Source organism: Chryseobacterium sp. RU33C (genome assembly GCF_900156015.1).
GTDB classification, from domain to species: Bacteria; Bacteroidota; Bacteroidia; order Flavobacteriales; family Weeksellaceae; genus Chryseobacterium; species Chryseobacterium candidae.
The window spans coordinates 29408-54658 of the sequence record NZ_FTMT01000028.1; the positions used below are offsets into that span (position 1 = coordinate 29408).

Annotated in this window: 23 protein-coding genes and 1 pseudogene; 14 read left to right on the top strand and 10 right to left on the bottom strand. The window is 36.1% G+C overall.

The features are described from left to right. Positions 1–174: 174 nt before the first annotated feature. A complete protein-coding gene (locus tag BW946_RS19005) occupies positions 175–1803 on the bottom strand; it encodes an AraC family transcriptional regulator (protein ID WP_170872106.1) in 1629 nt (542 codons plus the stop codon). A 301-nt stretch (positions 1804–2104) separates the two neighbouring features. On the opposite strand from BW946_RS19005, the gene BW946_RS19010 reads away from it, so the two are divergent. After that, on the top strand, positions 2105–3265 hold the full coding sequence (locus BW946_RS19010; protein WP_076597665.1) for a thioredoxin family protein: 1161 nt from the start codon (positions 2105–2107) through the stop codon (positions 3263–3265). Between the two features lie 71 nt (positions 3266–3336). Here BW946_RS19010 and BW946_RS19015 read toward each other — a convergent pair whose 3' ends face one another. Both BW946_RS19015 and BW946_RS19020 read right to left on the bottom strand, forming a co-directional pair. Continuing rightward, the gene (locus tag BW946_RS19015; protein WP_076597666.1) at positions 3337–4827 is read right to left on the bottom strand and encodes an autotransporter outer membrane beta-barrel domain-containing protein; all 1491 of its coding nucleotides are present in this window, start codon (positions 4825–4827) and stop codon (positions 3337–3339) included. A 585-nt stretch (positions 4828–5412) separates the two neighbouring features. Then, entirely contained in the window at positions 5413–6435 is a 1023-nt protein-coding gene (locus BW946_RS19020) for a 3-oxoacyl-ACP synthase III family protein (RefSeq protein ID WP_076597667.1), read from the bottom strand. Positions 6436–6508: 73 nt separating this feature from the next. On the opposite strand from BW946_RS19020, the gene BW946_RS19025 reads away from it, so the two are divergent. From BW946_RS19025 to BW946_RS19050, 6 genes and pseudogenes are all read left to right on the top strand, one after another. Beyond that, the gene (locus tag BW946_RS19025) at positions 6509–7408 is read left to right on the top strand and encodes a magnesium transporter CorA family protein (protein ID WP_076597668.1); all 900 of its coding nucleotides are present in this window, start codon (positions 6509–6511) and stop codon (positions 7406–7408) included. Between the two features lie 94 nt (positions 7409–7502). Beyond that, positions 7503–9089: a patatin-like phospholipase family protein gene (locus tag BW946_RS19030; protein ID WP_076597669.1), complete on the top strand. Its 1587-nt coding sequence runs from the start codon at positions 7503–7505 to the stop codon at positions 9087–9089. 58 nt (positions 9090–9147) lie between these two features. Further along, on the top strand, positions 9148–9627 hold the full coding sequence (locus BW946_RS19035) for a hypothetical protein (protein ID WP_076597670.1): 480 nt from the start codon (positions 9148–9150) through the stop codon (positions 9625–9627). Then, complete coding sequence (locus BW946_RS19040) at positions 9624–9914, top strand: hypothetical protein (RefSeq protein ID WP_076597671.1); 291 nt, start codon at positions 9624–9626, stop codon at positions 9912–9914. The genes BW946_RS19035 and BW946_RS19040 overlap by 4 nt, the downstream gene beginning before the upstream one ends. Next, positions 9901–10128 (top strand): annotated as a pseudogene (locus BW946_RS19045) (winged helix-turn-helix transcriptional regulator); the annotation flags it as partial. The gene BW946_RS19040 and the pseudogene BW946_RS19045, both read left to right, overlap by 14 nt. A 76-nt stretch (positions 10129–10204) precedes the next feature. After that, entirely contained in the window at positions 10205–10714 is a 510-nt protein-coding gene (locus BW946_RS19050) for a hypothetical protein (protein WP_076597672.1), read from the top strand. 179 nt (positions 10715–10893) lie between these two features. Here the strand turns inward: BW946_RS19050 and BW946_RS19055 are convergent, their stop codons facing one another. Next, complete coding sequence (locus BW946_RS19055) at positions 10894–11454, bottom strand: DNA-3-methyladenine glycosylase I (RefSeq protein ID WP_076597673.1); 561 nt, start codon at positions 11452–11454, stop codon at positions 10894–10896. A gap of 181 nt (positions 11455–11635) precedes the next feature. Here BW946_RS19055 and BW946_RS19060 point away from each other — a divergent pair, with 181 nt between their 5' ends. Together BW946_RS19060 and BW946_RS19065 are read left to right on the top strand one after the other, a co-directional pair. Beyond that, positions 11636–11992, top strand: a complete 357-nt coding sequence (locus BW946_RS19060) for a hypothetical protein (RefSeq protein ID WP_139326045.1) — start codon at positions 11636–11638, stop codon at positions 11990–11992. Between the two features lie 54 nt (positions 11993–12046). Continuing rightward, positions 12047–13060 (top strand): TQO small subunit DoxD, encoded by a 1014-nt coding sequence (locus BW946_RS19065; protein WP_076597675.1) that lies wholly within the window; start codon positions 12047–12049, stop codon positions 13058–13060. Between the two features lie 945 nt (positions 13061–14005). Here the strand turns inward: BW946_RS19065 and BW946_RS19070 are convergent. The 4 genes from BW946_RS19070 to BW946_RS19085 form a co-directional block, all read right to left on the bottom strand. After that, complete coding sequence (locus BW946_RS19070; RefSeq protein WP_076597676.1) at positions 14006–15583, bottom strand: DHA2 family efflux MFS transporter permease subunit; 1578 nt, start codon at positions 15581–15583, stop codon at positions 14006–14008. 140 nt (positions 15584–15723) lie between these two features. After that, positions 15724–16827: an HlyD family secretion protein gene (locus tag BW946_RS19075; protein WP_076597677.1), complete on the bottom strand. Its 1104-nt coding sequence runs from the start codon at positions 16825–16827 to the stop codon at positions 15724–15726. Positions 16828–16843: 16 nt separating this feature from the next. Continuing rightward, a complete protein-coding gene (locus tag BW946_RS19080; protein WP_076597678.1) occupies positions 16844–18160 on the bottom strand; it encodes a TolC family protein in 1317 nt (438 codons plus the stop codon). Beyond that, positions 18144–18770, bottom strand: a complete 627-nt coding sequence (locus BW946_RS19085) for a TetR/AcrR family transcriptional regulator (RefSeq protein WP_228402647.1) — start codon at positions 18768–18770, stop codon at positions 18144–18146. The genes BW946_RS19080 and BW946_RS19085 overlap by 17 nt, the downstream gene beginning before the upstream one ends. Before the next feature lie 240 nt (positions 18771–19010). Here BW946_RS19085 and BW946_RS19090 point away from each other — a divergent pair, with 240 nt between their 5' ends. After that, positions 19011–19241 carry a hypothetical protein gene (locus BW946_RS19090; RefSeq protein WP_076597680.1) on the top strand — a complete coding sequence of 77 codons (231 nt, stop codon included), beginning with the start codon at positions 19011–19013 and terminating at the stop codon, positions 19239–19241. A 54-nt stretch (positions 19242–19295) separates the two neighbouring features. Here BW946_RS19090 and BW946_RS19095 read toward each other — a convergent pair whose 3' ends face one another. Continuing rightward, positions 19296–20414, bottom strand: a complete 1119-nt coding sequence (locus BW946_RS19095) for a DNA polymerase III subunit (RefSeq protein WP_076597681.1) — start codon at positions 20412–20414, stop codon at positions 19296–19298. 331 nt (positions 20415–20745) lie between these two features. On the opposite strand from BW946_RS19095, the gene BW946_RS19100 reads away from it, so the two are divergent. The 3 genes from BW946_RS19100 to BW946_RS19110 are packed head-to-tail and all read left to right on the top strand — an operon-like array spanning position 20746 to position 23706. Then, complete coding sequence (locus tag BW946_RS19100; protein WP_076597682.1) at positions 20746–22059, top strand: hypothetical protein; 1314 nt, start codon at positions 20746–20748, stop codon at positions 22057–22059. Position 22060: 1 nt separating this feature from the next. Continuing rightward, positions 22061–22651, top strand: coding sequence for an LPS export ABC transporter periplasmic protein LptC (gene lptC / locus BW946_RS19105; RefSeq protein ID WP_076597683.1), 591 nt, complete (start codon positions 22061–22063; stop codon positions 22649–22651). A gap of 11 nt (positions 22652–22662) precedes the next feature. Continuing rightward, complete coding sequence (locus tag BW946_RS19110; protein ID WP_076597684.1) at positions 22663–23706, top strand: anhydro-N-acetylmuramic acid kinase; 1044 nt, start codon at positions 22663–22665, stop codon at positions 23704–23706. A 332-nt stretch (positions 23707–24038) separates the two neighbouring features. Here the strand turns inward: BW946_RS19110 and BW946_RS19115 are convergent, their stop codons facing one another. Then, a complete protein-coding gene (locus BW946_RS19115; protein WP_076597685.1) occupies positions 24039–24428 on the bottom strand; it encodes an orotate phosphoribosyltransferase in 390 nt (129 codons plus the stop codon). A gap of 36 nt (positions 24429–24464) precedes the next feature. Between BW946_RS19115 and BW946_RS19120 the strand changes: the two genes are divergently transcribed. Further along, a complete protein-coding gene (locus BW946_RS19120) occupies positions 24465–25073 on the top strand; it encodes an NUDIX hydrolase (protein WP_076597686.1) in 609 nt (202 codons plus the stop codon). Positions 25074–25251: the final 178 nt, after the last annotated feature.

Sequence of the window (25251 nt, forward strand, 5' to 3'; positions counted from 1 at the left end):
TTGTCTTATAATGATCTTAATTCAGAAATGAAATAAAAGTGATAAGCTGTAACAGAATTGTGTTTGTGTACTGTGAAACTGGCGCAAAGATATGATAGCAAAGGTTTCCTTTCAAATAATAGGTTGTTCATTTTCGTGAAAATGGCAAGATAGAATTAAATTAAGCCTCTCTTTTTAATCATTTTCAGGAAAATGAACATTTTTATCTGATGTGTTTTCAGCATCCAGATATTTGATATATGCTGATGGAGAATAGTCTGTAACCGCTTTAAAGACGGCGGCAAATTTGCTGTGTGAAGAGAATCCGCATTCGTCAGCCAGAATACTTATTTTATATTGTCTGTACTTCTCATCATTAATTAGTTTGTCTACAATATAGTTGATTCTTAAACGATTGATATACGTTTTGAAATCTGCATTTTTATGCTGATTGATTACGTAAGACAGATATTTTGTATTGGTATTCAGTTCTCCTGCAAGAAAAGACAAAGACATTCCTTTATTGTTATAAAGATTACCTTTTTCAAAATCTTCAAGCAGTTCAAGTAATTTTGATTCGGTTTCGGAAGTCATCAGGGAATCATTCCTTCTTCGGTCTGCTTCCGAATCTTTTTCATCAACTTCTTCCACAAATATATTCGAAAACTCAGAATCGCCGGATTGGGCTAAAGGATAATAAGCTTTGCTACTGATCATATGTAACTGAGTTCTTATAATATTTCTGAATTTTGAGCGTTGTTTTCTCTGCTTTGTCCTGAATAAAACAAGTAAGCCAACCAGCGAAGTAAACAGAATGACAATGGCAGTATTTTTCACCAGATTCATCTGCCCTCCTTTCTTATTGCTATTCCCTTTCAGAGTCTCAGCTCCCATTGTTACAAAACTTTGATTACGGGCTGCTATGCTGTCATAAGCATGCATATATTTCACCGCATATAATGAAGCTTTAAAATTATCTCCTATTCCTTCATAGTAATCATTTATATTGGAATAAACTGCTTTTTTTAGTTTAAGACTTCGGGATGTATCTGCAATTTTTTCTGCTTTTTTAAGATACCGTTCAGCATCGTTCCAGTTTTTCTGCTTTAGGCGGATTCCTCCTAATCCATTGTATACCAATCCCAGGGTACAGCTTCCATTTTTAAGCAATCCTTCTGCTTTTCGGTAATAACTTTCGGAAACAGAATAATCATTAAGTTTGAAATAGACATCTCCCAACAGCTGATAAGAAGCTGCTGCTGTTCTGTTTTTATTATTGCTGTTTATTTTTCCAAAATATTTCAGAGAGGACTCAATATTCCGTATTGCATTGGGAAAATTCCCCATCTCCATTTCATAGAAGGCCATTTCCTGATTCAGTAGTCCAGCCGCTTCATTACTTTTCTGAAAATCAACAATCTGTCCTGAAGCATACAGTCCTTTTACAATATATTTTTTGGATCTTTCGTATAACCCTACCTGTCTATATTGCCTCGCAAGTAATCTGGTCACCACAGCCATCCATTCCGGATCATTAATCTGATTGATCACAGAATGGGCATTTTCACTGTAACAGATTGCTTTTTTAAGTTCACCTGCATGCTGATATAGTTCTGAAGAGAGCACAAGGCATTTTATTTTCTCTGAGGGTTTTTGTGCCTTCATGTAGAGAGAATCTGCAGTTTTTATTGCTTTGGGTAAATCCTTATAGGCTGTTACGGAAGAAGTTCTCTCACAGATAAGGTCAAAGTTACTTTTTTTCTGAGCGAATAGAGGGACTGATATTGTCAGCAGAAACAAAAATTTCAAAAGACTTTTAGTCATAGAAGAACAAATTATTATTTTGATTTTATAATAATTCATCATTATTTTTACGGGAGTGTCTTTTTGTTTTTTACAAAACTAGTGATATTTTATTTTTTATTAAAATATTATATTGAAATTTAATCATTTAACACAAAACAATCATTTACGTTAATTTTAATAATAAAACCAAAATAATAAAAGATTATCTTTAATACAAGCTGACAACTGTATTAAAATCAAAGTTCCTGTGTAATTATTTTCAATATGAACGGCTCATGTGTCATCATATTTATTACATTTGCAGGGAATAAAAAGTTTTATGAAAAAAATAGCAATACTTTCCTCAATCTTTATAGGAGCCCTTGCATGGGCGCAGGGAATCAAATTTGAAGAAGGCAATTTCGCCTCTATTCTTGCCAAAGCAAAAAAAGAAAAAAAACTGGTCTTTATTGATGCATATGCCTCATGGTGTGGACCTTGTAAACTGATGGTTAAAAACATTTTCCCTCTTCAGTCTGTAGGAGAGTATTACAACTCTCACTTTATCAATGCTAAAATTGATATGGAAAAAGGAGAAGGAATTGAGCTGGCCAAAAAATATAATGTAAAAGCATTTCCTACTTATCTTTTTATAGACGGAAACGGTGAAGCGGTACACAGAACATTAGGATATGTGGAAGAAAAAGACTTTATCCAGTTTGCAAAAGACGCAGAAGATCCAAACAAAAGACTCACTTCTCTGAAGCAGCAGTTTGAAAAAGGGGAAAAAGATCCTGAGTTTTTAAAAAATCTTGCGGGCCTTACCATGTATAACGATGCTGAGTTTGCCGGGAAAGTTCTTAACCGTTATTTTCAACAGAAAACAAGCTTAGATCAGGAAGATATCCAGATGCTTCTTTCGGGAGTACAAACTACAGAAAGTCCTTTGTACAAAATTTTCCAGGATAAAAAAGCTGATATCATTAAATTCTTCCCTGAGGATAAATATGAAAAGTTTGATAAAAATATTAAGCTGAACACCATTTCTAAAAAAGCCTATAATCCAGATACAAAGAAATGGGATGACAGCTATTTTATGGCTGAAACCCAGAAATTCCTGAGCAAAGAAGAAGCTGATAAGATCTTAAAAAGAATGAAAGCCAACAGAGCTTTAAAGAATAAAGATATTCCTGAGTATGAGAAATTAATTCTTGACCTTTACAAAGATTATTCTGCAGTTGGTTCTGATGAACTGAATTCTCTAGCATGGAACTTTTTTGAAAATGTAAGCAATAAGACTTCTCTGGAAAAAGCCATTGCCTGGGCACAGGAATCTGTAAAGAAAGATCAGAATTTTGCCAATACAGATACTTTAGCGAATCTTTACAATAAGGTTGGTGATAAGAAAAATGCAAAAATGTGGGCTGAAAAATCTATTGAGCTGGCCAAAAGTACAGGACAGGATTCTTCCGACACGGAAAAGCTATTGAAAAGTCTTTAATTGGATAGACATTAGTTAATAAAAAACCGCAGAACTGAAGTTCTGCGGTTTTTTATTTATTTTGTAAATGCTTAGTTATTATATACTAAAATCTGCATCTTAGTAAGCATCGCTTCTGTATCACCATCATATCCAGTATAAGGAGTAGGATTTACATTTACTTTTGCAGTACCTGCCCATGCGCTATACCGCACTTTAAAAGTATAGGTACCGGCTGAAAGTGTCACAGATTTTAAGAAAGTTACGGGCACAGGAAGATCATTCAGTCCTCCACCTGCTGCTCCTACTTTATTAGTATATGCTGAAGAGATTTTCACATTATTCTGTTCCAGAATAAATACTCCCTGGCTGGTAGTACCTCCACTAGGAAAGTTAGTTGCATATCCCAAAATAGTAAATAGAAAAGTCTGTGTTCTACCTGCAGGAACAGTTAATGTAGCAGTGACTCCCGGCACATCAATTGTTTGTCCTACAGTAGCTGTAGCTTCCGTAGTTCCCTGAACATACACAGCAGAGTTGATAGTTCCGCTTACGGTATTTAATGTTTGCCATGTTGGTGCTGCTCCTGCCCCGCCGGATGTTAAAATCTGTCCTGAAGTACCTGCATTGCCCGCAGTAGTGCCATTACCTCCCACATTAATTTCATTGGTAACCTGTAAGGCACCATTAACATGCATAGCTCTTTGCGGTGTAGTAGTTGCTACCCCTACACTTCCGGCACTTGTTACAGTAACTCTGTTCGTATTATTGGTCAGAATATTTACAGGATCTGCTGTGGCTGCACCTATATCAATCCCGGTGTTATTACCGGATGTCATCATCACTGCTTTTCCATTATCATCCGCATACATCGATAAAGTATTGCCACCTCCAGTTGCTAAAAACGATCCTCTTGAAGCTCCGTTAGCTCTTACAATCCCTTCAGTACCAGTTGTTCCAACAGACACGCTATTAGATCCATTGGTGAAAGAAAGCGAATTCCCTGCGGTAGTAACAGTCCTGTTTCCCGCAAGAGTACCATTTGCGGTATAAATATTAACGGAATTTGCTCCAGCTGCTCCTCCGTCGGTAGATCTCCAGAATGAATTACTGAATACAAACTCCAGCGCTTTGCCATTAGGAATAGTAACGCCATCCAGTGTAGCCCCAAATCCACCTGTGGTATTGTTATAAACAATAAGCCGCTGGCCCGGGTTGGGAGCGGCAAAGGCAGAAATGGCCACCGTAGCTGTAGCGGCTCCGGTAAGCTGTACCTGGCTTACATTAACCGGAATAGTAACAGCATTACCCGCAACGGCTAAAGCAGTTTCACGGTTGGTAATGGCCCCATTAACATCCAATGTAGTACCGGGAGCAGTAAGCCCGAGCCCCAGATTACCATTAGAGATCATCACCAGGTCATCTTTAGCCTGAGTGGCAGTAGGTACTCCGGTTGTTGGATTATTCTTTAACCCGTCAATGTTAAATACTCCCTGAGGATTGGTTGTATTAATCCCCACTTGCGATTTCACTACCAAAGAAAATGTTGTAAACAAGCCTGCTAGTAATAAATTTTTTCTCATAATGTAGACATTTAAATTAATATTCGCTCATACAAACTTTTTTATAAGCCACTTGTATTACAAAACTGAATAGTTAGGAATGACCTTTCAGTTTTATAAATATTTTTAAAGGAATAATTTTATTTAAAGTTACAAAAAAAACATACACAAGTAACTAAATACCTAAAAATCTATCACTTAAATATAAAATTTAATATATAAACAGCAAATCATCTGAAAACAAAACACAATTAAGTGAAATATTTATAAGAGCAAATAGACTTTAATAATGTAAAAATTATTTTAAAAAAATCCTTATAAAGGGATATTACCCATCAGTAAATGAACAAGAAAATGGACAAAATCATAGCCGGAAATGTATAAAGCCATTCTCTATGCTAACGAAATTTGTATAGCTGGCAGCAACACCACATTATGCCTGGTTAATAGTTTTTTGACAAGAAAGCTTTATTTCAAAACCTAATAATGCCGGCAGATCATCCTTTGCATGAAAATTGTTCCCCGGCAAAGAGTGTGGGGAATAATAAAAAAGTCCTTTTTAACTGATTGTAAAAAGGACTTTGCTAATTTTCATATAGGAATAAATTAATATTCAAACAAGACGCTTCCCCACGTAAATCCGCTTCCGAATGCTGAAAGAAGTACAAGGTCTCCTCTTTTGATTTTCCCTTGTTCAATCGCTTCGCTTAAAGCAATGGGAATAGAGGCTGCTGTTGTATTTCCATATTTCTGGATGTTATTAAAGATTTTATCCTCCGGTAATCCAAATTTTTCCTGTACAAACTGAGCAATTCTCAGGTTGGCCTGATGTGGAATGAACATGTCAAGATCTTCAATGGTTTTTCCAGCTTTATTCAATGCTTCCATCATCGTTTCAGGGAATCTTGTTACCGCATGTTTGAATACGAAGTTTCCGTTCATAATAGGATATACTTCTTTGTTTGTTACATTTTCAGGATCTCTTCTCATTCTGTCACTCCATCCGTATTTTGATCCCGGAAACTGGGTACAAAGATCGTCTGCATATTTTCCTTCAGAATGCATATTCACCGCTAAAATATCTCCTGCATTTTCATTTTCTGATGCAGAAAGAACAACAGCTCCTGCCCCATCACCGAAAATGACCGATACGCCTCTCCCTTCGTCAGAAAAATCAAGTCCGAAAGAGTGAACCTCTGCTCCCACCACCAGAATATTTTTATAAGTACCTGATTTGATGAATGCATTGGCAACGCTCATAGCATATACAAATCCTGAACACTGGTTTCTTACATCCAATGCTCCTATGGTATCACATCCCAGCATATCCTGAAGTAATACCCCACACCCCGGAAAATAATAATCCGGCGAAAGCGTTGCAAAAACAATATAATCAATATCTTTTGAGGTAAGGCCGGCATTATGGATGGCTTTTTCTGCAGCTTTAAACCCCAGATAAGCGGTAGTTTCCTGAGAGTCATCTCTGTTTTTTCTATGTCTTCTTTCCTTAATACCTGTTCTTTCTGTAATCCATTCGTCATTGGTTGTCATGAGTTTTGCCAAATCATCATTTGTAACAACGTTATCTGGAACATAAAATCCCACCCCTTTTATTGTACTTTTAATCATATAGTTTTTTAATTTTGACAAAGATAAAACTTATTTAACACATAGTTTTTCAAAATATTAGTATTTTTACTTTATGCCAATTGATACGATATACAGAACCTCCCAGTGCGAATGGGTAGATGTAGAGGCTCCTACTTTAGAAGACCTGAAATTTCTTCATGAAAGATATGAAATCAACAATCTTCTTCTGGAAGATACGATGGATCCTAATCACCTTCCGAAATATGAAGAAGACGGGAATGTAAAATTCTTTTTACTCCGTGAAAGTACAGAGCTGGAAAGAAAGAATTTGAACACCATCAGTGATATCAGTACCAAAATCGGGATTTTTCTGGTGGAAAATACCATTATTACCATCCACAGGATGAAGACCAGAAGTATTTCAGATACCAGAAAAAAGGTTTCTTTGATTCAGGAAGATCTTAAACCTCAGCAAATCATTCTGATGATTGCGATATTGATCATGAAAAGCTTTGATGATGAATCTTTAAGTCTGTTCGAAACAATGGACAATATAGAGAATGAAATTTTTCTTAAAAACACCAATCATACCAGCCAGATCCGCCGTCTTTATAAGCTGAAACGAAAATCAGGATTAAATTCCCGTGTATTGGTAATTTCTACAGATGCTATTGATAAATTTAAACTGCTGAATTTACAGGACTCAGAAACTGTTGATCTAAAAGATAAACATAAAGATGTGGTTGCCGATTTTGATCATTTAAATATTCAGATCACCAACCTTATTTCTATGTTTCTGGCACTTTCGGATCAAAAAGCGAATCAGGTGATGAAAGTTCTGGCGATTTATTCCGTTTACTTCTTACCAATTACCTTTATTGCCGGAGTTTACGGGATGAATTTCGACAATATGCCTGAGCTTCATCATAAGTACGGATATTTTATAACATTGGGAGTAATGGCAACGGTTGTGATCAGTACGTTTATTTATGTGAGACGAAGACAGTGGTAATTTAATATAAACCCAAGACTGCTCATATTCAACAAAATACAATCCGGTTGATTACCTTTTATCTTTAACCTGAACACCATCAAAACAAAATACCATGGCTCCTGAAAACCTTAACAAAATTCTGGAAGATTCTTCTCTGTCAGATGCATCCAAGGACAAATTGCTTGCTTTGCACAGGAATATCTCTGCCAAAGAATTCTCTGATCTTCTGGATCAGAATGGTAATCAGTATATAGAATTTGTACAGGAAGGAGGTGGCGTCTGGGGAAGTGCATTGGTAGGCTATCTTTATGGGTTGGAAATATTTGGAATCCGTTTTCTGAAAGTAGCAGGAACGAGTGCCGGAGCTATTAATACCATGCTTATTGCTGCCTGTAAGACCAAAGAAGAACCTAAAAGTGAACTTATTAAGGATATTCTTTTCAGCTGGGATTTTTCGGATTTTATGGATGGAAAAAGTTATGTAAAAACGACTCTTCATGCGATGCTGAACAACAAAGATTTCTTTAAGATCAATGCTGTTATTGCCGCTATCCTTTTTATTATTCTGATCAGTATTCCTTTTCTGGCATCATCATCAACAATACTGAACGCCAAACTGATGTTTCTGATTCCCCTGATTCCGGCTGTTATTCTCTCTTTCTGTATCCAAAAACTGTATAATAACTTCAGGAAAGAAAACAGCGGACTGAATCCCGGAAATACCTTTCAGAATACAATGCAAAATGCACTGGATCAATTTGGAATACAAACAGTTGCCGATCTCAACAAAAAATTCATTCAGAAAGGACAGGAACTCAATCTCAGCTACCGCTATGGGAACGGGCAGGAATATTATCAGATGGCTTTGCAAAACATCGAAAAAATTAAAATCAAAAATCAGGAACATATCGACCAGACCCGATACAGAATTTTCTATGAAAGTGCGGTCAATAATGACTATTATAAAAACAATCCGTTTTATCTTCTTACATCAGAATATGTTGTTATTGCCACTGATATCAATGCCAAAATTAAAGTAGAACTTCCTACGATGGCCAATCTCTACTGGTCCGAAGAGGAACTGAAACATATCAGTCCTGCCGAATTTGTAAGAGCTTCTATGGCAGTTCCTTTTTTCTTTGAACCTTTCCAGAAACAAATCAATAGAGACGATGATTCCGTAAAATATGCCTGGAGATACTGGATGAATACGAAACCCGATGACATTAATCCTTCAGGAGTTTTCATTGATGGCGGCAGTATTTCCAACTTTCCTATTGACCTGTTTCATGCGGATGAAGTTTTTTATCCCAGAATGCCTCTTTTTGGAGTGCAGCTAACCAGTGATTCAGCTATTCTCTCTGAAAAAGGAAAAACAAGTGAAGAAATCCTTAAAACACCTTTCAGCTATGCCGGAAATATCATCAGCACTCTGAAAGGTTTTAATGATAAGACATTCCTTACCAAACATACTTTTTACCGTTTATACAGCATACAAAGCGTTAATTGCGGTACCAGCAGCTGGCTGAATTTCTTTATGAAAAAAGAAGAAAAGGAAGAACTTTTCAACAGAGGTTTTCAGGCTGCCCTTGATTTTCTCAACACATTTGATTGGGAAAAGTACAAATATGAAAGAATGATGCTTACCATGAAAGAGAAAAAAATACTGAAAGAAGAGGATACGCCCACTGTGGGATAAAGATTTTATAGTAATATGAAATACAAGAAAATCAATAGAATCTTTAAATAAAAAATAGATGAACTGGATTATCAGAAGTACAAAGAAAGTAAAATTCCATACTAATCTTCAGGAAGTTTTAAAGCCTATATGGGATGATCTTGCCATTTATAAATGGATTTTGACAGATTTAGATTTTATATCTGATCAGACTCTTCCCATTAATTTTGATGAAGATTATTTTGTGTTGGATCATTCGGAATTTGAGCTGCTCTATCAAAGCGATACTCAGATCATTTGGGGGATCATTTCAGCCGTTCCAAATAATATTGAACCCGATACTTCAGCCATTTCTATCTTATCTGCTGAAGATACAAGTGTTTGGGAATCTAATCAATTTTTAATACCAGAAAGTATTTTAGAAATTATTGCTTTTGACAGCGGGTATACTATTGTAAAATTTAAAGATAAAAGTCTCTCAGATCAATTTGAAAACTATTTTAAGGAACAAGTAATAGATCTGCAAAAGTTCAATGAGAAATATATTAATCGAACATGAAAAAATTGATCTCAGAAAAATTTCATATTATTCTTTTGATACTCACTTTTGGATTTATTATATTCTGTTTAATTAGTGCCAATTCAGGAATTAATGATCTGCTCAAAAGCCCTAAATATACCATTGGAGAAGCTATATCAGACTGGCATCACAAAAACAATAATGGTGTAGGAATAGATTACAAATATCATGTTAATAGTATTACTTATTCTAAAACTGCAAATGTCTCTTATCAGAAAGGAGATAAATTCTTGATCATTTTTGATTCTATAAATGAGATTTGGTGAACTTAGAAAAAAGCTTCAGAACATTACCGAACGTATGCTTACCCTTCAGCTTCGCAGGCTTGAAGAAGATAAAATCATCACCAGAACCGTGTATGCCGAAGTTCCTCCAAGGGTAGAATATGAACTTACAGAAATCGGGTACAAGCTGAAACCCATTATCCTCGAATTCGAAAAATGGGGTAACGAACATAAACAGATTATGGAAAAGAAATAAAAAGATTGGTTAAAGAATTTTCATAGTATAATTTTTTACCTAAATTTAATTCTCATTAAATATTAAAACAATCTCTATGAAAAACCTTACTTTTTTTCTCTCTTTTACGGCTCTCACTTTTTTAGGAAATCTTCTGAATGCACAAAAAATTTCTGATGGCCAAACACTTGAAGTCAACGGTATGGCTGTTACCTTTACTATCCTCAATAAAGAAAGTATAGAATCCGGTGGAAAATCCTATGACCGTTATAAAGTTTCTGCAACCATAAAAAATACATCAGATAAGGCATACAATATCAGACTCTCTGCTTTTCCTCAAATTGTAAGCGGTATAGGTCTTGTGGAACTTGACTGCATAAATGCAACAGGAGCCAGGCTGACCTCAAAAAAGATAGAATTAAAAATGAAAGCCCAGATGATCAATGTTACTTACTCTGCCTACGACAAATCCGGAAAATTTGTTAACAGTACAATCCCTGTAACCGGAAGTTATTACTTTGATCCGGGAGATACCATCAGCGATGATGCAATTTTCATTGTTCCTCAAGGTGAAAAACCGGATGTTTCCGTAAGAAGTATGAAATAGAACAGCACTTTATACAATCTCTTTGTACCCTATTCAATCAGTTTAGAAGCTGATTGAAGCTTTGAAAGGGTAAAAAAAATGTATTCCTCCGGAATGACACAGTGTATGCATAATGTCAAACAGTCCTATATGTCATTCCGGAGGAATCCAGGCTTATTAATTGAAAGAATAGCTGTATTCTACTTCCCCTCAGCCTCTTTCCACAAAGGTTTTTGATCCAATACTTTCGAATGAATTGGACAGGATTCATGGTGAGCTCCCTTCAGATATCCGGTGCTCATAAGAAATTCATTGACAATCTCTCCTCCTGTGAATTTGAACGTTTTCTTGAATAACTTCATCCATTCCTGCAATGTTTTGGGGTGATGATGTTCCAGCCATTTTTCGAATGAACCAAATTCCTTTTGCAGCTCAACAATTGTTTTTGCATTTTCAATGGCAGCATTCACTTTCAGTTTGTTTCTGATAATCCCCGGATCATTTAAAAGTCTTTCACGGTCTTCCTCCGTATAGGCCGCTATTTGCTGAATATTAAAATTGTCATACGCTTTTCTGAAGCTTTCTTCTTTTTTCAGAACCGTTTCCCAGCTTAGTCCTGCCTGGTTGATTTCCAGAATCAGTCTTCCAAACAGTTCATTATCATCATGGATAGGATATCCGTAATAGTTGTCATGGTAATTTTTGTGCAGTTCTTTCCTGCTTTCAGGCTGCATTCCTTCTATGGCTAAACAATAACTCATTGAAATATTCTGTTTAAATTCTAAATAATATGGTAAAGATAAGACAGCTTTGTGACAACTGTCCGTCAGCAGTATTTTAAAGTTAATAATAATTCTATCTGCAAGATAATTTTCTGCAATTTATTAAACTTACATTGAAATAAAGTGTAGTTTTGTAATTATGCCCAATTCAGGATTTCATATGAAAAACTATAAAGCAGTCATTACGGTGCTTATATTGGTATTTTCATTGTCTCCGTGCTCTGTAAAAAGAAATGTTCTTGATATTTTTGATGTTCAGCTCATCAGCGGGCTGAATAAGGCAAAAACAACCGCCTCAATTTCCTTCAGCTGTTATTCCGCTTTTGCTTCTTCAGAAGCTGCCGTTTCAAAAACCAAAATTCATCACCGATACAATAAATTTTTATCCGGTTTTAATTCTGGTAAATCCAATTTTTTTGAAGAAAAGGCTTTTCTCAATAACTATTCCGGGTATTCTACTGGTAACAGCCCTCCGAAATATATTCTGTTTAAAAGACTGAGACTTCATCTGATCTGATTTTTTCAGATCAAATTATAAAAATCAGTTTTTTACAATACAATAGTAATTTCAATGAAACATATTTTAAACAGCCGGTCTACAGACATGGCCGGATTATATACTTTATCCCTCCGCATGGTGATCGGATGGACTTACTTTTCAGCGTTCTGGCGCAGATTGATACTCGAAAACAAGCTTATTCCTGATGAAAAAGGATATATCGGGGAAAAATTCAATCATTTTTTACCCAATGCACTCGGCATAAAACCTGTTATTGAATATCTGGTGACTCATCCCGATGCTTTACAACGCTCTATGATGATTTTTACCATTATTGAAGCGGTTGTAGGGGTATTTATTATTCTCGGATTATTTACCCGATTAATGAGTATCGGAATTTTCAGTCTTGCCCTCGGAATATTACTGGGTTCCGGCTGGCTGGGAACAACCTGTCTTGATGAATGGCAGATCGGAGTTTTAGGAATTGCCGGCGGATTCGTACTGTTTCTTACCGGAAGCGGTCCTTATTCACTGGATTATTATTTCATGAGGAATAACAAAAGCTTTACTCAAAAAAGATGGTTTCAGTGGCTTGGCTCAGGAAATTTTCCTGTCTCAAACCCAAAAGTATTTGTGCTCGCAGGCTCAATTATTATATTTGGATTGACTCTTTTTACCAATCAGTATTTTCATGGAGGTGTATGGGGAGCACTGCATAATAAATCGGTAAAACCAAAACTGGAAATTTCAAATATCTCTCATCAGCATCCAAAGTTAACATTTGAAGTCTACCGGACGGAAGGAGCTGATGTATATGGTTCTTTCCTGATAGGAATTCATATTCTGGATAAAAACGGAAAAGTTTTAAAGGAACTTGATCATAAAGAACTTGCCGGATTTTCTAAAGAAAATATTCAAAACCATTATGTTGCCAAAGTAAAACCGGGAAAACACAGTCTGGTAATTCCATTGGGAGCAAAAGCTGATGTAACTTTGAATATTGATGATATTTTCCAAAAAAATGATATCCACAGTCTGAAACTGATTGATGTAAGTGGTATTGAATGGATAGAGAAAATTGATTAGGAGTTCGGGATGCAATGTGTTCGTAGTATGTTTTGGCTAAAAGCCAATCCATGATTATTAATAGCAAAAGAGGCTGTCTCAAAAGTCAAACAATCTGGCTTTTGTCATTCTGACGAAGGAAGAATCTCATTGATAACCAAACATATGAGATTCTTCACTACATTTCATTTCGTTCAGAATGACACTTTTGAGACAGCCTCTCCTATTGAATGCTGTTGTACAATTTCCGGGTATTATTCATGTTGGAGGCTATTTCCCGGAGACGATGACATGATAGCTGCATGTGCTGTCCGGATCAAGCCTGAGTACTTTAATATCCAATAAAACATCCAGTCCCATAGTCTCGCAAATGCCCTGTATAAAAAGGTTTGACCACTGACCATTTCAACAGACCTGCAATTTGCAGACTATGAGTGATTTTATGGTAACGGTCTACTCCTTTAATGAGCAATTCGCATTTGTAGTCATTTAATTCTTTAAATTCAAAATTATATTCGGGACTGGATGTAAAAATGGCTTCCATCAATATTTTTGCAACAGCAGGAATTCCAGGCTGCAGGTTGGGTTTCGCTTCAAAAAATCATGGTTAAGTTTAAATAATAAGTCTAAATACAATATTCAATACAGCTTTCCTGAAATTAGAAATTTGTCTTCATAAAATATGAAAACAAATAAAAAAAATCCTTCGGTTGGTATTAATATCCGATGTTTAGATGAAGATCCGGTACTGTATTCCTGTAAGTCCTTTTTGAAAAAACTGCGGAAAGGTGAGGGAATTTATTCATATCTTTTTCATTTGGTGATGTAAAGCTAGAAAAAATAAATAAACTCTCCAACAAGTGATATTATTTTTTATTTAACAAAATGAGAACAAAAGGTATTGTTTTTCATTATTTTACAAAATAAAAAACCTTCGAGAATTTCGAAGGTTTTTTTATTTAAAATTTAGTGCATGGCTTCACTCAAATCTATTTTTTCTTTACTCTTTCTTTCTTTTACGAGTAAGATAAACGGAATACATATCAGGAATACGATTCCGAGGTAAAGAAATACATCCATATAAGATAAAACAGTGGCCTGTTTTGTTACAGATAAGTCGAGCATTTTATAGGCAGCATTCATTGCGGCATCAGGAGTCATTCCTTTCGCAATAAAATTGGCTTTCAATGCTGCCAGTCTTTGCTGAACATCAAAACTGTTTTCGTCCAGATGGGAAATTAAGTTATTTCTGTACTTCTGTCCTGCATTGGCAATAAAGGTCGTGATCGCCGCAATCCCGAAAGATCCTCCCAGCTGTCTCATCATACCTGTAAAAGCCGCTCCCTGCCCAATCTCCTGTCCTTTCAGGGTACTTAATGACAAAGAGGTAATCGGAATAAATAATAATCCCAAGCCTGCTCCTCTTACAATCAGCATCCAGAAGAAGGCATCTTTGCCGGTATCCGGTGTAAGAATTTTGTATCCCCAGAAGCTGTAAACGAAGAAGATAAAGAGTCCTAATGAAACTAGGATCTGCTGTTTTGCTCCTTTTGCCAGTAGTCTGCCAATGATAGGCATCATGAAAGCCGTCGTTAACGCAGCCGGAATCATCAAAGCTCCTGACTGAAGTGCCGTCCATCCCAAAATACTCTGGGTATACAATGGAACAATGAATGTAGAACCGTACAATCCAAATCCAAGAACGAACGACATCATAGTTCCGATTCTCAGGTTACTGTTTTTAAGTACTCTGAGCTCAACAATCGGATACTTGAAGGTAAGCTCCCTCCAAAGGAATAGTATAAATCCTAAAACTGCTGCTACAGTGAAGGCTACGATCATTCCGCTTTCAAACCAGTCTTCTTCATGTCCTCTTTCCAGAATAAACTGTAATGAACCTACTGTTACTGCCAGTAAAGCAATTCCAATCCAGTCTACATCGGAAACTTTACGTTTTTCTGCATATTTCGGACTTCTTACAAACTGAAGGGTCATCAGCGTAGCTGCAATTCCAATCGGAATATTAATATAGAAAATATACGGCCAGCTGAAGTTATCAACGATATATCCTCCAAGAGGCGGCCCTAATGTAGGACCAATAATTACTCCCAGACCATAAATTGCCTGAGCCATACTTCTTTTTTCAATCGGATAAGATTCCGTAATAATCGTTTGTGAGGTTACCAATAAGGCTCCACCTCCGATTCCCTGCATCAATCTGAAGAACACAAGTTCCCAGATATTGGTCGCGTTTCCACATAAGAATGAAAATACGGTGAATATAATGATGGATGCCGCAAAGTAATTTCTACGCCCAAACTGCTGTGAAAGCCAGCTCGTCATCGGAACAATGATAACGTTCCCGATGGCATACGCTGTAATCACCCACCCTACTTCTGAAAGCGTAGCTCCAAGATTTCCCTTCATTTCATTCAAGGCAACATTAACAATCGTGGAGTCTACAATTTCAAGAAGGGCACAAAGGATAGCCGTAATCGTAATGATCACTCTCCGCGCTCCATATTCTACTAATGAATCCTGCATAAGTTTTTTTCGATGTGAAAAGTCAATTGTAAATTGTGCTTCGCAAGTGAATAGTGAATTTTAAACAGTCCATTTAAGTTGACTGCAAAGATGATTCACTACTGACAACGAAGTTCATTGACTTTTAACAATTTTAAATGTTATTTCAAAGCAACTTCTGCCTTCACGTTCATTCCTGTTCTCAATCTTTTGGCAATATTCTTATCAAGATTTACAAAATCGATTTTTACAGGAAGTCTCTGAACTACTTTTACGAAGTTCCCACTTGCATTATCCGGAGGAAGAATAGAGAAAGTAGCTCCTGTAGCCGGAGAGAAAGAGCTTACTACTCCTTCAAATTCCTGATCAGGAAAAGCATCAATCTCAATTTTCACTTTCTGGCCTTCTACCATTTTATCTACCTGCGTTTCTTTAAAGTTGGCCACCACCCATTTCTGGTCGTTTTTAACCAAAGCAAACAGTTGTGCTCCCGCCTGCAGATACTGACCTGCCTGTGTAGGGACTTTTCCAACGTATCCATCTTCAGGGGCAAGAATTACGGTGTATGATAAGTTCAATTTTGCATTTTCTACATCTACTTCTCTTTGTTTAGCCACAGAACCTGCCACGCTGATTTGTTGTGAGCTGGCAGCCGTCTGAGAAGAAGCAATATGTGTTTGCTGGGCAATCTGATTTCTCTGGTCTACCAACACCTGTAACTGTCTGTCTGCAGATTGTTTTGCTGCCAAAGCCTGCTCATACTGCTGTTCTGTAATAGAGTGATCTTTTACAAGATTGGCATATCTCTTCAGATCCTGAGAAGTTTTCCAAACATTTACTTTTGCCGCTTCAATCTGGGCATTAGCCGTTACTACTGCTGCTGCTGAAGATCCTATATTTTTTGAAGTAGCTGTGGTAGCAGCTTCTGCATTGGAGATATTGCTTTTGGCAGTAGATAATGCTGCCTGAGCCTGTTCAAGAGCCATTTTCTGATCTCTGTTATCCAAAATCACCAATGTATCTCCTTTCTTCACAAACTGATTGTCTTTTACTTTTACCTGAGCTACATAACCGGAGATTTTAGAAATTACCGGTGCCATATTGGAAGCAATCTGAGCATCATCAGTCTCTTCGTGATACTGTCCGTAAGTATACGCTCTGTAACCGTAGATTCCTCCTCCAATTACTACTGCTGCTAAAATGATAGGAAAGATTAAACTTTTTTTCTTTTTAGGTTCAGCTGCCTGTGTATTATTATTTTCCATTTTGGTTTCGATCTGATTATTTAATTGTTAAAGTTCCTGTTGTCTGTAATAGTTTTCTGTATGCCAGTGCGGCATCTGCCTTAGCATTGATCACGCCAACGTTGGCAGCAATCTGTGCAGCGTCTGCATCCAATAATTCAGTCATGGTTGCCAACCCGTTGTCGTATTTATTTTTGGTAATTCTGTAATTTTCATTAGCCTGTTCCGCCGATTTTTCAAAAACAGCAATTCTCTTTTTTGAATAGTCTGTGTTTTGGTACTCTCTGTTCACATCAAGCTTAATATTATCATTCAATAATTCATCAGTAGCGGCAAGCTGTTTCTCTCTTGCCTGTGATTGTCTCAATGAAGAATTTTCTTTCCACAGATTGGATAAGTTATAAGAAACCCCGATTCCTACATTGATGGCATTGTATACCGTAAGAAACTTAGGAATGTCTGCAGCTACATAACCTCCTGTAAATGCGATGGAAGGAAGGTTTTCTGCTTTTGCAGCTTTGGAACCCAGTTCTGCGGCTTTTCTCTGCTGTGCCAGCGCCTGTAAATCTTTACGGTTTTCTCTGGCTTCAGTAACGTAAAAATCAACAGGTTTTACGTCTGATCCTTCTTCAATATAATTTTCATCTACTGTAATTTCTGTAGTTTCAGGAAGACCCAATAAAAGATCCATATTGATGTTGGCAATATTGTAGTTATTCTTAGCTTCCAATAGTTGAAGTTCAATATTTGAAGTCTGAAGGTTCGCCTTTAATCTGTCGTTTCTTGCAATCAAACCATTGTTTTCCATTTTAAGGAAGGTTTCATCTCTTTTTTGGGAAGCGGCAAGATTTTCTTCAAAAACCTTGATGGACTGGTTAGCCTTAAAAAGGTTATTATAAGCCTGGGCAACGTTATAAGCAATGGCAATTTTATCATTCTCAGTGCTTAATTTGGAAGCTTCTACCAGATATTTAGCAGACTGAATTCCGTACTTGATTCTTCCACCACTGTAAATAGGAACGCTAAGATTTGCTGAACCGTAAACTACCTGATGTATTTCAGGTCCGCCAGCTCCTCCTGCAAGACCAGGAAGTTTGATATCAACATTCGGTTTTATCGGAAGATACATATAGCTGCCCGACACTTTTAATTCCGGTAGTTGTCTGTTTTTAGCCTCCAAAAGATCAGCAGTAGCCTCTTCGATTCTGGCTGCATCGATCTTGAGATTCTTGCTGTTCTGGATTCCCAGCTGCACGGCCTCGTCAAGAGTAAGTGCTCTTTTCTCCTGAGCATTTGCATTTGCCATTCCTACGAATAGTGATAATGCAATCACTGAGTTATTTATTCTCTTCATAACCTAAAAGGTCTTTTAGTAAATATTTAATATGTTTATTAAGTTCTGTATAGTATTTTTCATCAAAAGCTTCTTCGTCTTCTGTTTCATTCAGGAACTCTTTATACATTTCTTTCGCATTGAATGCATAAAACAAGGTTCCGCTTACGGTAGAATGAAGCAGATAAATGGGTGGATTTTTGGTAAAAACCCCATTTTTAAGACCACTTTGCAATATTTGCGAATACATGGAAAGGAATCCCATTTTGATTTGCTTCAAAAATTCTACAATCTGAGGATTCTTGGTATGCAGCTGCTCTCTCTGCATAATCCTGTAGAAGCATTTTTGAGTCCGGATCCTGTGCGAAAACTGATCAATTACTCTTTCAATCTTCTGCCATTCGTTGATGTCTGTTCTTCCCAAAAGATCTTTTGAAAAAAACTGACCTTCATTCATTCTGTATTCCACTAATTTCTCATAAAGTTTTTCCTTAGAGCCAAAATAATATGAGATCATAGAGATGTTTACATTAGCTGCCTTTGCAATTTCCCGGGTGGAAGTTCCTTCGAATCCCTTTTCTGCAAAGAGCTTCTCGGCAGCGAATAATATATTTTCTTCTTTTGAAATCATGTTAGTGTTCATTTTTCAGGGCGCAAATGTACACAAGTTTTTATTCAAATCAAACGATTGATTGATTTTTTAATATAGATTTAATTTATTGTAAATAAAAGACTATTTCTATAGTACGATATGAAACTGACAGGAGATGATTCATTTCCTGAAAGAACTCTCAATAATTAGCAGATATAGTTAAAATTTTATCAGTGTTAAAAAAAGTATTACATTTATCCTCTTTAAAAATTTTATATTATGAAAAAAATACTTTCAATGGCAGCAGTAGCTTTATTCACAATAGGATATGCTCAGGAGAAACCAAAAGAAGGAGGATGCTGCGCTGGAAAAGATAAAAAAGAATGTTCTGTAAAAGACAAAAAGGCATGCACAGATAACCATCATAAAGATTGCGGCATGAAAACAAAAACAGCGGAAAATACTCCTAAAACAAAAGATAAAAAAACGGTAAAAATAAAGAAAGCTTAATATACTCTTAAGTATAGAAAATAAAAACTCCGGTGAAAGTACCGGAGTTCTGTTTTATGTGCTTTTGTGAATATACCTTGATAATTTTATCCCAAGATCGGTCCAGACGATTTTAGGATTTCCGTTTCTGGTCAGGTGCAGGTCGGCCGTATTGATTTCTTCTAAGATGTTTTCAATATTGGCTCCACTGATAAATTTAGAAAACCCGGCCCAATTAAACCCGTTCGCATTGATCTTTTTATACACCAGATTCTCAGACTGATAGTTCTGAAGTAATGCAAGCCTGAAAATTTCAGAACAATAGTTGAGGAAGTTTTTTTGCTTTTCTCTGTTCCATCCTGCAATTTCCCTTGCCCAGGAAATGATACTTCTGAGATATTCCGGTTTCTTTTTTACCATAAATGCATCTCTTACCCATTGTACAAAAAGCTTTTCAAACTCATTGCTTTTGTCTCCTGAATTCAGAAGCTTAATGGCATCATTAAGATCTCCCTGTGCTTCATGAACAATCTCTCTTACTTTATCTTCTGAAACTGAAAAATTCTTTTTAAGATAGTTTTCAATATCTTCATCATTAATTCTCGGGATCTCTACAATCTGTGTTCTGGAAAGAATAGTAGGAAGAATGTCGTTTGTACTTTCTGCAGTAAGAAGAATGACAGTTTTTGCCGGTGGTTCCTCCAAAAATTTCAAAAACTTATTGGAGGCCGCGATATTCATTTTATCGGCCCTCCAGACGATAAGAATTTTGGTTCCTCCTTCAAAACTTTTTAAAGAAAACTTCTGATTCTGATCATCCACTTCATCCGCAGAAATAAATAACTGTTTATTTTCTGATTCTAAAAAAGCAGTCCAGTCATCATAGCTTGCATAAGGAGAAGCTAGGATCATCTCTCTGAACTCGTCAAATTTATTTTTACTTAATGAGTTTTTATTGTCTGTAAAAACCGGAAAACTGAAATGCAGATCCAGGTGATTGAGATGCTCTACCTTCGCAGCAGCATGTTCGTTTTCCTGACTGAAAATCTCCCGTGCATAAGCCAATACCATAGGCAGTGTACCGTATCCCTCTTTTCCTACAAAAAGCTGGGCATGGCTCACTCTGTTTTCAGCAATGCTTTCTCTAAGAAGTTTTTTCAGATTTGTCTGTCCGGCGATGTTCTCCCAATTCATGTTTCAAAGATAAAAAATCTTACTTCAATTCATAAAATTAAGTCTGCTTAAAATAAAATTGTTGGAATATCTATAATAAAAATCCTTTTACACAAGCAATACATAAAGGTTTTTACAACTTAAAAAAATTAAACAGAAATCTTAAGAAATAAGAATATACATAAAGACTGTTCACTACAGAGCAACATTCTTCATAGCAAAACTGACATTTTCTATTGTCGAAAATTTGCATTTTTCTTTTAAAGAAAGGCCCTTAACAAACTTTAACCACATATAATTTTTACAATTCATTAATATTTAAGATATTTGCGCATTGTTTTAAAAATAAAGAATGAAAAAAATCTTTGTAGTATCATTCATATCAGTTGGATATTTTCTGAATGCACAGAGTCTAAGCAACTCTCCTTATGCAACTTATGGAATTGGAGATGTGAAATATGATAATACGATCGAAACTGCTTCTATGGGAGGTATATCTACTGCTTTTATAAGTGATTTTACCAGTAGTTTCAATTTTGCCAACCCGGCAAACAACGCCAATTTTGAACTTACGAGTATCAGACTGGAAGCTACCAACGAAAACAATTATTTCAAATCGAATTATAACGATATGAAATCTACAAAGCATTCTACGTATCTTTCAAATATTTCGATTGCATTTCCATTATCTTCCAAAGTGAAAATGGGGATCTCTTATCAGCCATACAGCTCTAAAAGCTACGATATCGTAACTGAACAGTTTACCGCAGATAAAACTCCTCTTTACAAAAACAGCTTTAAAGGAAGCGGAACATTGAATACCGCTCAGATTGCTGTTTCTTATAAGATCAGTCAGGAATTATCCGTAGGGGCAAAAGCCAATCTTTATTTTGGAGACCTTAATGACCTTAATGAATTCCGTGCTTACAACAGTAATCTTGGAACCTATTTAGGTGAATATGTTAATGGTTATGAAACTAAAAACAGAGTCAGAAACTTTAATTTTACGCTGGGAACAAGTTACCAGACTTTAAATACACGTACTGATAAAAAGTTCACAGTAGGTGCTACTGCTACCTTTGGGAATACCAGTAATATGACTACTCAGTACACCAACAGCACGTACAGATATTCTGATGCTCAGGAAACCACCAAACTTAGCGGATCTGAAACCATTATTGAGCAAAAAGAAACAAAATCCAAGAACCTTCTTCCATTACAGGCTTCATTAGGAGTTGGATATGGAAGTGAAAACCATTGGTTTGTATCAGGACAGGTAGATTATAAAAAAGGAGAAGATATCTCTTATTTTGGTAAAGATTTTAGTTTCCAGGATACCTACAGAATTTCTGCAGGTGGATGGTATCTTCCTAACTATAACAACTTCAGAAACTACTTCTCAAGAGTAATCTACAGATATGGAGCTTTCTATGAAAGAGGAAATCTGAATCTGGAGGGAAACAGTATTAACAAATTCGGTATTTCTGCCGGAGTAATGTTACCATTCAAGAATAGTAGTATTACAAGAATGAGTGGTCTTGAAATCGGATTAGAAGTTGGTAAAAGAGGAACTCTTCAAAACAACCTGATCAACCAGAATTTCGTCAACCTGAGAATCGGCTTTAATTTTGCCGATAAGTGGTTCAGAAAGACACTTTATAACTAAAATGAGCTTTTCAAAAAAAATATCATATAAAAATATAGCATGCCTTTTTAGTTGTGCTATATTTTTTATACTGACATCCTGTGAGGAGGATCTTACCAAAAGAAATGGCAGCCAAAGCAAAAATTTCCCTTCACAGATCATTAACAATGCCAATATTATACAGCGAGACTCCGGCTTTGTTACATTAAAAGCAAAGGCACCCATCATTGAAAAATACGAATTGATTGACAGTCCGTATGTAGTAGCCAGAAAAGGAATTGATATTGAGTTTTTTGATAAAAAGAAGCCCAAAGTTCCCGGACGAATTACCGCTAAATATGCCCGAATTTTTGAGTATAAAAAATTCTACGAAGCTAAAGGTGATGTAAGAATAAAAACCAATGAAGGGCAGAGGTTTGCCATGCAGAGTATTTACTGGGATCAGAAGAAAAACAGAATCTACACCAAAGACACGGTTTATGTTACCATGGAAGACGGTTCTACACTGGTAGGTGCCAATGGGATGACTGCCAAAGATGATTTTTCCGAATACACTTTCTATAACAACTCCGGAGATTTCAGTTCCAAAAGAATTTCTGAAAACAAAAAATAAATCCAAAAAGAATGAAAGCTGTGGCTATTGGACTGATGTCTGGGACAAGTCTGGATGGTTTGGATATCTGTCTTGTTGAATTTGAAAAGCAGAACACGTGGACCTTTCAAATCCTGAAAGCCGAGACTCTCTCCTATTCTGAGAATTGGGAAAACCAACTTAGAAACTCCATTCATCTTTCTTCTGAAAATTTATTGGAACTGCATTCAGCGTATGGCTTTTATCTTGGACAACAGGTTAAAAAGTTTATTCATCAACATCGGCTTGAAAATATCGATCTTATTGCCTCTCACGGACATACAGTTTTTCATCAGCCTCAAAAAAAATTCACATTACAAATCGGCGATGGCAGAGCCATTAAACTGGAAACCGGACTTCCTGTTATCTATGATTTCCGAAGCCAGGACGTATTGATGAATGGAAACGGAGCACCATTGGTTCCTATAGGCGATGAATTACTTTTCTCCGGATACAGCGCTTGTCTGAATCTGGGCGGATTTTCCAATATTTCTTTACGTTCAGAAGGAAAAAGAATCGCTTTTGATATCGCCCCGGTAAATATTGTTTTGAACCATTTGGCTCAACAGCTTCATAAAAATTTTGATGAAAACGGAGCACTGGCAGCAAAAGGAAAAATAGATGAAACTCTACTGAATCAACTTAACGTCCTGGATTTCTATCAGATTTCGCATCCAAAATCCCTGGGAATAGAATGGTGCCATCAACATATATTTCCACTTCTTGAAAATATTGAAACATTGGATGCACTGGCTACTTTTACAGAACATGCTGCGCAGCAGATTGCCAATGTCATCAATCAATATAGTATAAAAGACATCCTTATCACTGGTGGAGGTGCTTACAATACCTTTTTAATTGAAAAAATAAGAGCGAAAACAAAGGCAGAAGTGATCATCCCTGAAAAAGAGATCATCGATTATAAAGAGGCACTGATTTTTGCCTTCATGGGCGTTTTAAAAATGAATAATGAAATCAATGTGCTTTCTTCTGCAACAGGAAGTACAGCTGATCATTGTTCGGGAGTTATTGCTTAGATATTTGGTCATGTTTCAAATATGTTGCTTTCCATTATTAATAGACTTTGACAAAGAAAATTATAAATAATTGACTTATGCTTTAATTAATACTAGAGATTAATGATTAACAAAACCTTTCTTATTGAGAACCCTTCGGCAGCTCAGGGTGACAGGTCGAATACCAACCGAAATTTTTAAGCGTTGTCAGGCTGAGCCTTTCGAAGCTATTATTAATAAAAGGAATAGGTTAATAAATAATTGAAAAGCAGTTAATCTAAATGGTTACCTGTTTTACTTTTATCAACTTTTACTTTAAAAAACAAAAAAACCTTCATTTCTGAAGGTTTTTATTATTTATAAGCTTCGATTTTATCGGTAAGCGTATTGATAAAGTTCTGTAACGGTTTCTCTACCATCATTTTGATAAATGGATTGAATTTCCCTTCAAATAACATCTGAACCTCAGTCTGGTTTTCGCTGATCGGGTTTAATGTGGCTGTTAATGAGAAATCCAGACTTGAACTTGCAGATCTTAAAACAGCTTTGTGATCATCCACCTCATCAATTTTTAATGCGATTTCAGGCATTCCCTGTAATCCAAATTTGAATCCGTTATCTCTTGTTTCAAATTTCTGAAGACCATCCGGCATAAAATCTTTATAATTTTCAGGAGATTTCAGCAACTCTGTAAGTTCTTTAGATGATTTATTGACAATAATCTTTCGTCCTTCTAAATTCATTTTTTATTTTTGTATTTAAATTCTTAACTATTACAAATGTATAAAGTTTTTGTCAACGAAAAAAAATTATTACTATCTAAGCATCCTGAAGATCTTGAAAAAAAGCTTGGGTATGAAAATTATACAACTTTAGAGATCGCTCTGGATCTTCTGGAGAATACTTCTGTGCAGGAACTGAACGTGTATGGAGAGAATTTGGAAGAAATCTGGCAGGAATTTCAAAAGCTGTTCAGAATTATAGAGGCTGCAGGAGGTCTTGTTAATAATCCTGAAGGCAAAATTCTTTTTATCAGAAGACTTGGCAAATGGGATCTTCCTAAGGGTAAGATGGAAAAAGGAGAATCCAGAGAAGAGTCTGCAGTACGGGAAATAGAAGAAGAAACAGGTTTGAGTGATGTTGAGCTTGTAACATTCATCAATACGACCTATCATATTTATGTAGAAAGAAACGGGGAGAAAATATTAAAATGCACCCATTGGTTTGAAATGAACTTTGATGGCGAAGACACTTCCAAACCGCAGATAGAGGAAGGTATTACCGAAGTTGCCTGGAAAACGACATCAGAAATTGAAAATGAAGTTTTTCCCAGTACTTTCAAAAATATTAAACTTATTGTAAAAGAATTCTGGAATTTGAAGAAATAAATAATAAGGCTGGAAGCTGGAAGAGTGAAGCCGGAAGTTACTATCCGGCCAATTACTTCTTCAGGTGATTTTTAACAATGAAAGGTAGTGTTTCACTAACTGTGTAAGTTAAAAAGTTATTCTGGAAAATTTTGAGCCCTCATAGCTCAAAAAATTTTACGGAAATAACTTTTTATTA

What these genes read in the sequence shown, in the direction of transcription:
- BW946_RS19005 (WP_170872106.1), bottom strand. Translation starts at nt 1,803, where the DNA reads ATGACTAAAAGTCTTTTGAAATTTTTGTTTCTGCTGACAATATCAGTC.
- BW946_RS19010 (WP_076597665.1), top strand. Translation starts at nt 2,105, where the DNA reads ATGAAAAAAATAGCAATACTTTCCTCAATCTTTATAGGAGCCCTTGCA.
- BW946_RS19015 (WP_076597666.1), bottom strand. Translation starts at nt 4,827, where the DNA reads ATGAGAAAAAATTTATTACTAGCAGGCTTGTTTACAACATTTTCTTTG.
- BW946_RS19020 (WP_076597667.1), bottom strand. Translation starts at nt 6,435, where the DNA reads ATGATTAAAAGTACAATAAAAGGGGTGGGATTTTATGTTCCAGATAAC.
- BW946_RS19025 (WP_076597668.1), top strand. Translation starts at nt 6,509, where the DNA reads ATGCCAATTGATACGATATACAGAACCTCCCAGTGCGAATGGGTAGAT.
- BW946_RS19030 (WP_076597669.1), top strand. Translation starts at nt 7,503, where the DNA reads ATGGCTCCTGAAAACCTTAACAAAATTCTGGAAGATTCTTCTCTGTCA.
- BW946_RS19035 (WP_076597670.1), top strand. Translation starts at nt 9,148, where the DNA reads ATGAACTGGATTATCAGAAGTACAAAGAAAGTAAAATTCCATACTAAT.
- BW946_RS19040 (WP_076597671.1), top strand. Translation starts at nt 9,624, where the DNA reads ATGAAAAAATTGATCTCAGAAAAATTTCATATTATTCTTTTGATACTC.
- BW946_RS19050 (WP_076597672.1), top strand. Translation starts at nt 10,205, where the DNA reads ATGAAAAACCTTACTTTTTTTCTCTCTTTTACGGCTCTCACTTTTTTA.
- BW946_RS19055 (WP_076597673.1), bottom strand. Translation starts at nt 11,454, where the DNA reads ATGAGTTATTGTTTAGCCATAGAAGGAATGCAGCCTGAAAGCAGGAAA.
- BW946_RS19060 (WP_139326045.1), top strand. Translation starts at nt 11,636, where the DNA reads ATGAAAAACTATAAAGCAGTCATTACGGTGCTTATATTGGTATTTTCA.
- BW946_RS19065 (WP_076597675.1), top strand. Translation starts at nt 12,047, where the DNA reads ATGAAACATATTTTAAACAGCCGGTCTACAGACATGGCCGGATTATAT.
- BW946_RS19070 (WP_076597676.1), bottom strand. Translation starts at nt 15,583, where the DNA reads ATGCAGGATTCATTAGTAGAATATGGAGCGCGGAGAGTGATCATTACG.
- BW946_RS19075 (WP_076597677.1), bottom strand. Translation starts at nt 16,827, where the DNA reads ATGGAAAATAATAATACACAGGCAGCTGAACCTAAAAAGAAAAAAAGT.
- BW946_RS19080 (WP_076597678.1), bottom strand. Translation starts at nt 18,160, where the DNA reads ATGAAGAGAATAAATAACTCAGTGATTGCATTATCACTATTCGTAGGA.
- BW946_RS19085 (WP_228402647.1), bottom strand. Translation starts at nt 18,770, where the DNA reads ATGATTTCAAAAGAAGAAAATATATTATTCGCTGCCGAGAAGCTCTTT.
- BW946_RS19090 (WP_076597680.1), top strand. Translation starts at nt 19,011, where the DNA reads ATGAAAAAAATACTTTCAATGGCAGCAGTAGCTTTATTCACAATAGGA.
- BW946_RS19095 (WP_076597681.1), bottom strand. Translation starts at nt 20,414, where the DNA reads ATGAATTGGGAGAACATCGCCGGACAGACAAATCTGAAAAAACTTCTT.
- BW946_RS19100 (WP_076597682.1), top strand. Translation starts at nt 20,746, where the DNA reads ATGAAAAAAATCTTTGTAGTATCATTCATATCAGTTGGATATTTTCTG.
- lptC (WP_076597683.1), top strand. Translation starts at nt 22,061, where the DNA reads ATGAGCTTTTCAAAAAAAATATCATATAAAAATATAGCATGCCTTTTT.
- BW946_RS19110 (WP_076597684.1), top strand. Translation starts at nt 22,663, where the DNA reads ATGAAAGCTGTGGCTATTGGACTGATGTCTGGGACAAGTCTGGATGGT.
- BW946_RS19115 (WP_076597685.1), bottom strand. Translation starts at nt 24,428, where the DNA reads ATGAATTTAGAAGGACGAAAGATTATTGTCAATAAATCATCTAAAGAA.
- BW946_RS19120 (WP_076597686.1), top strand. Translation starts at nt 24,465, where the DNA reads ATGTATAAAGTTTTTGTCAACGAAAAAAAATTATTACTATCTAAGCAT.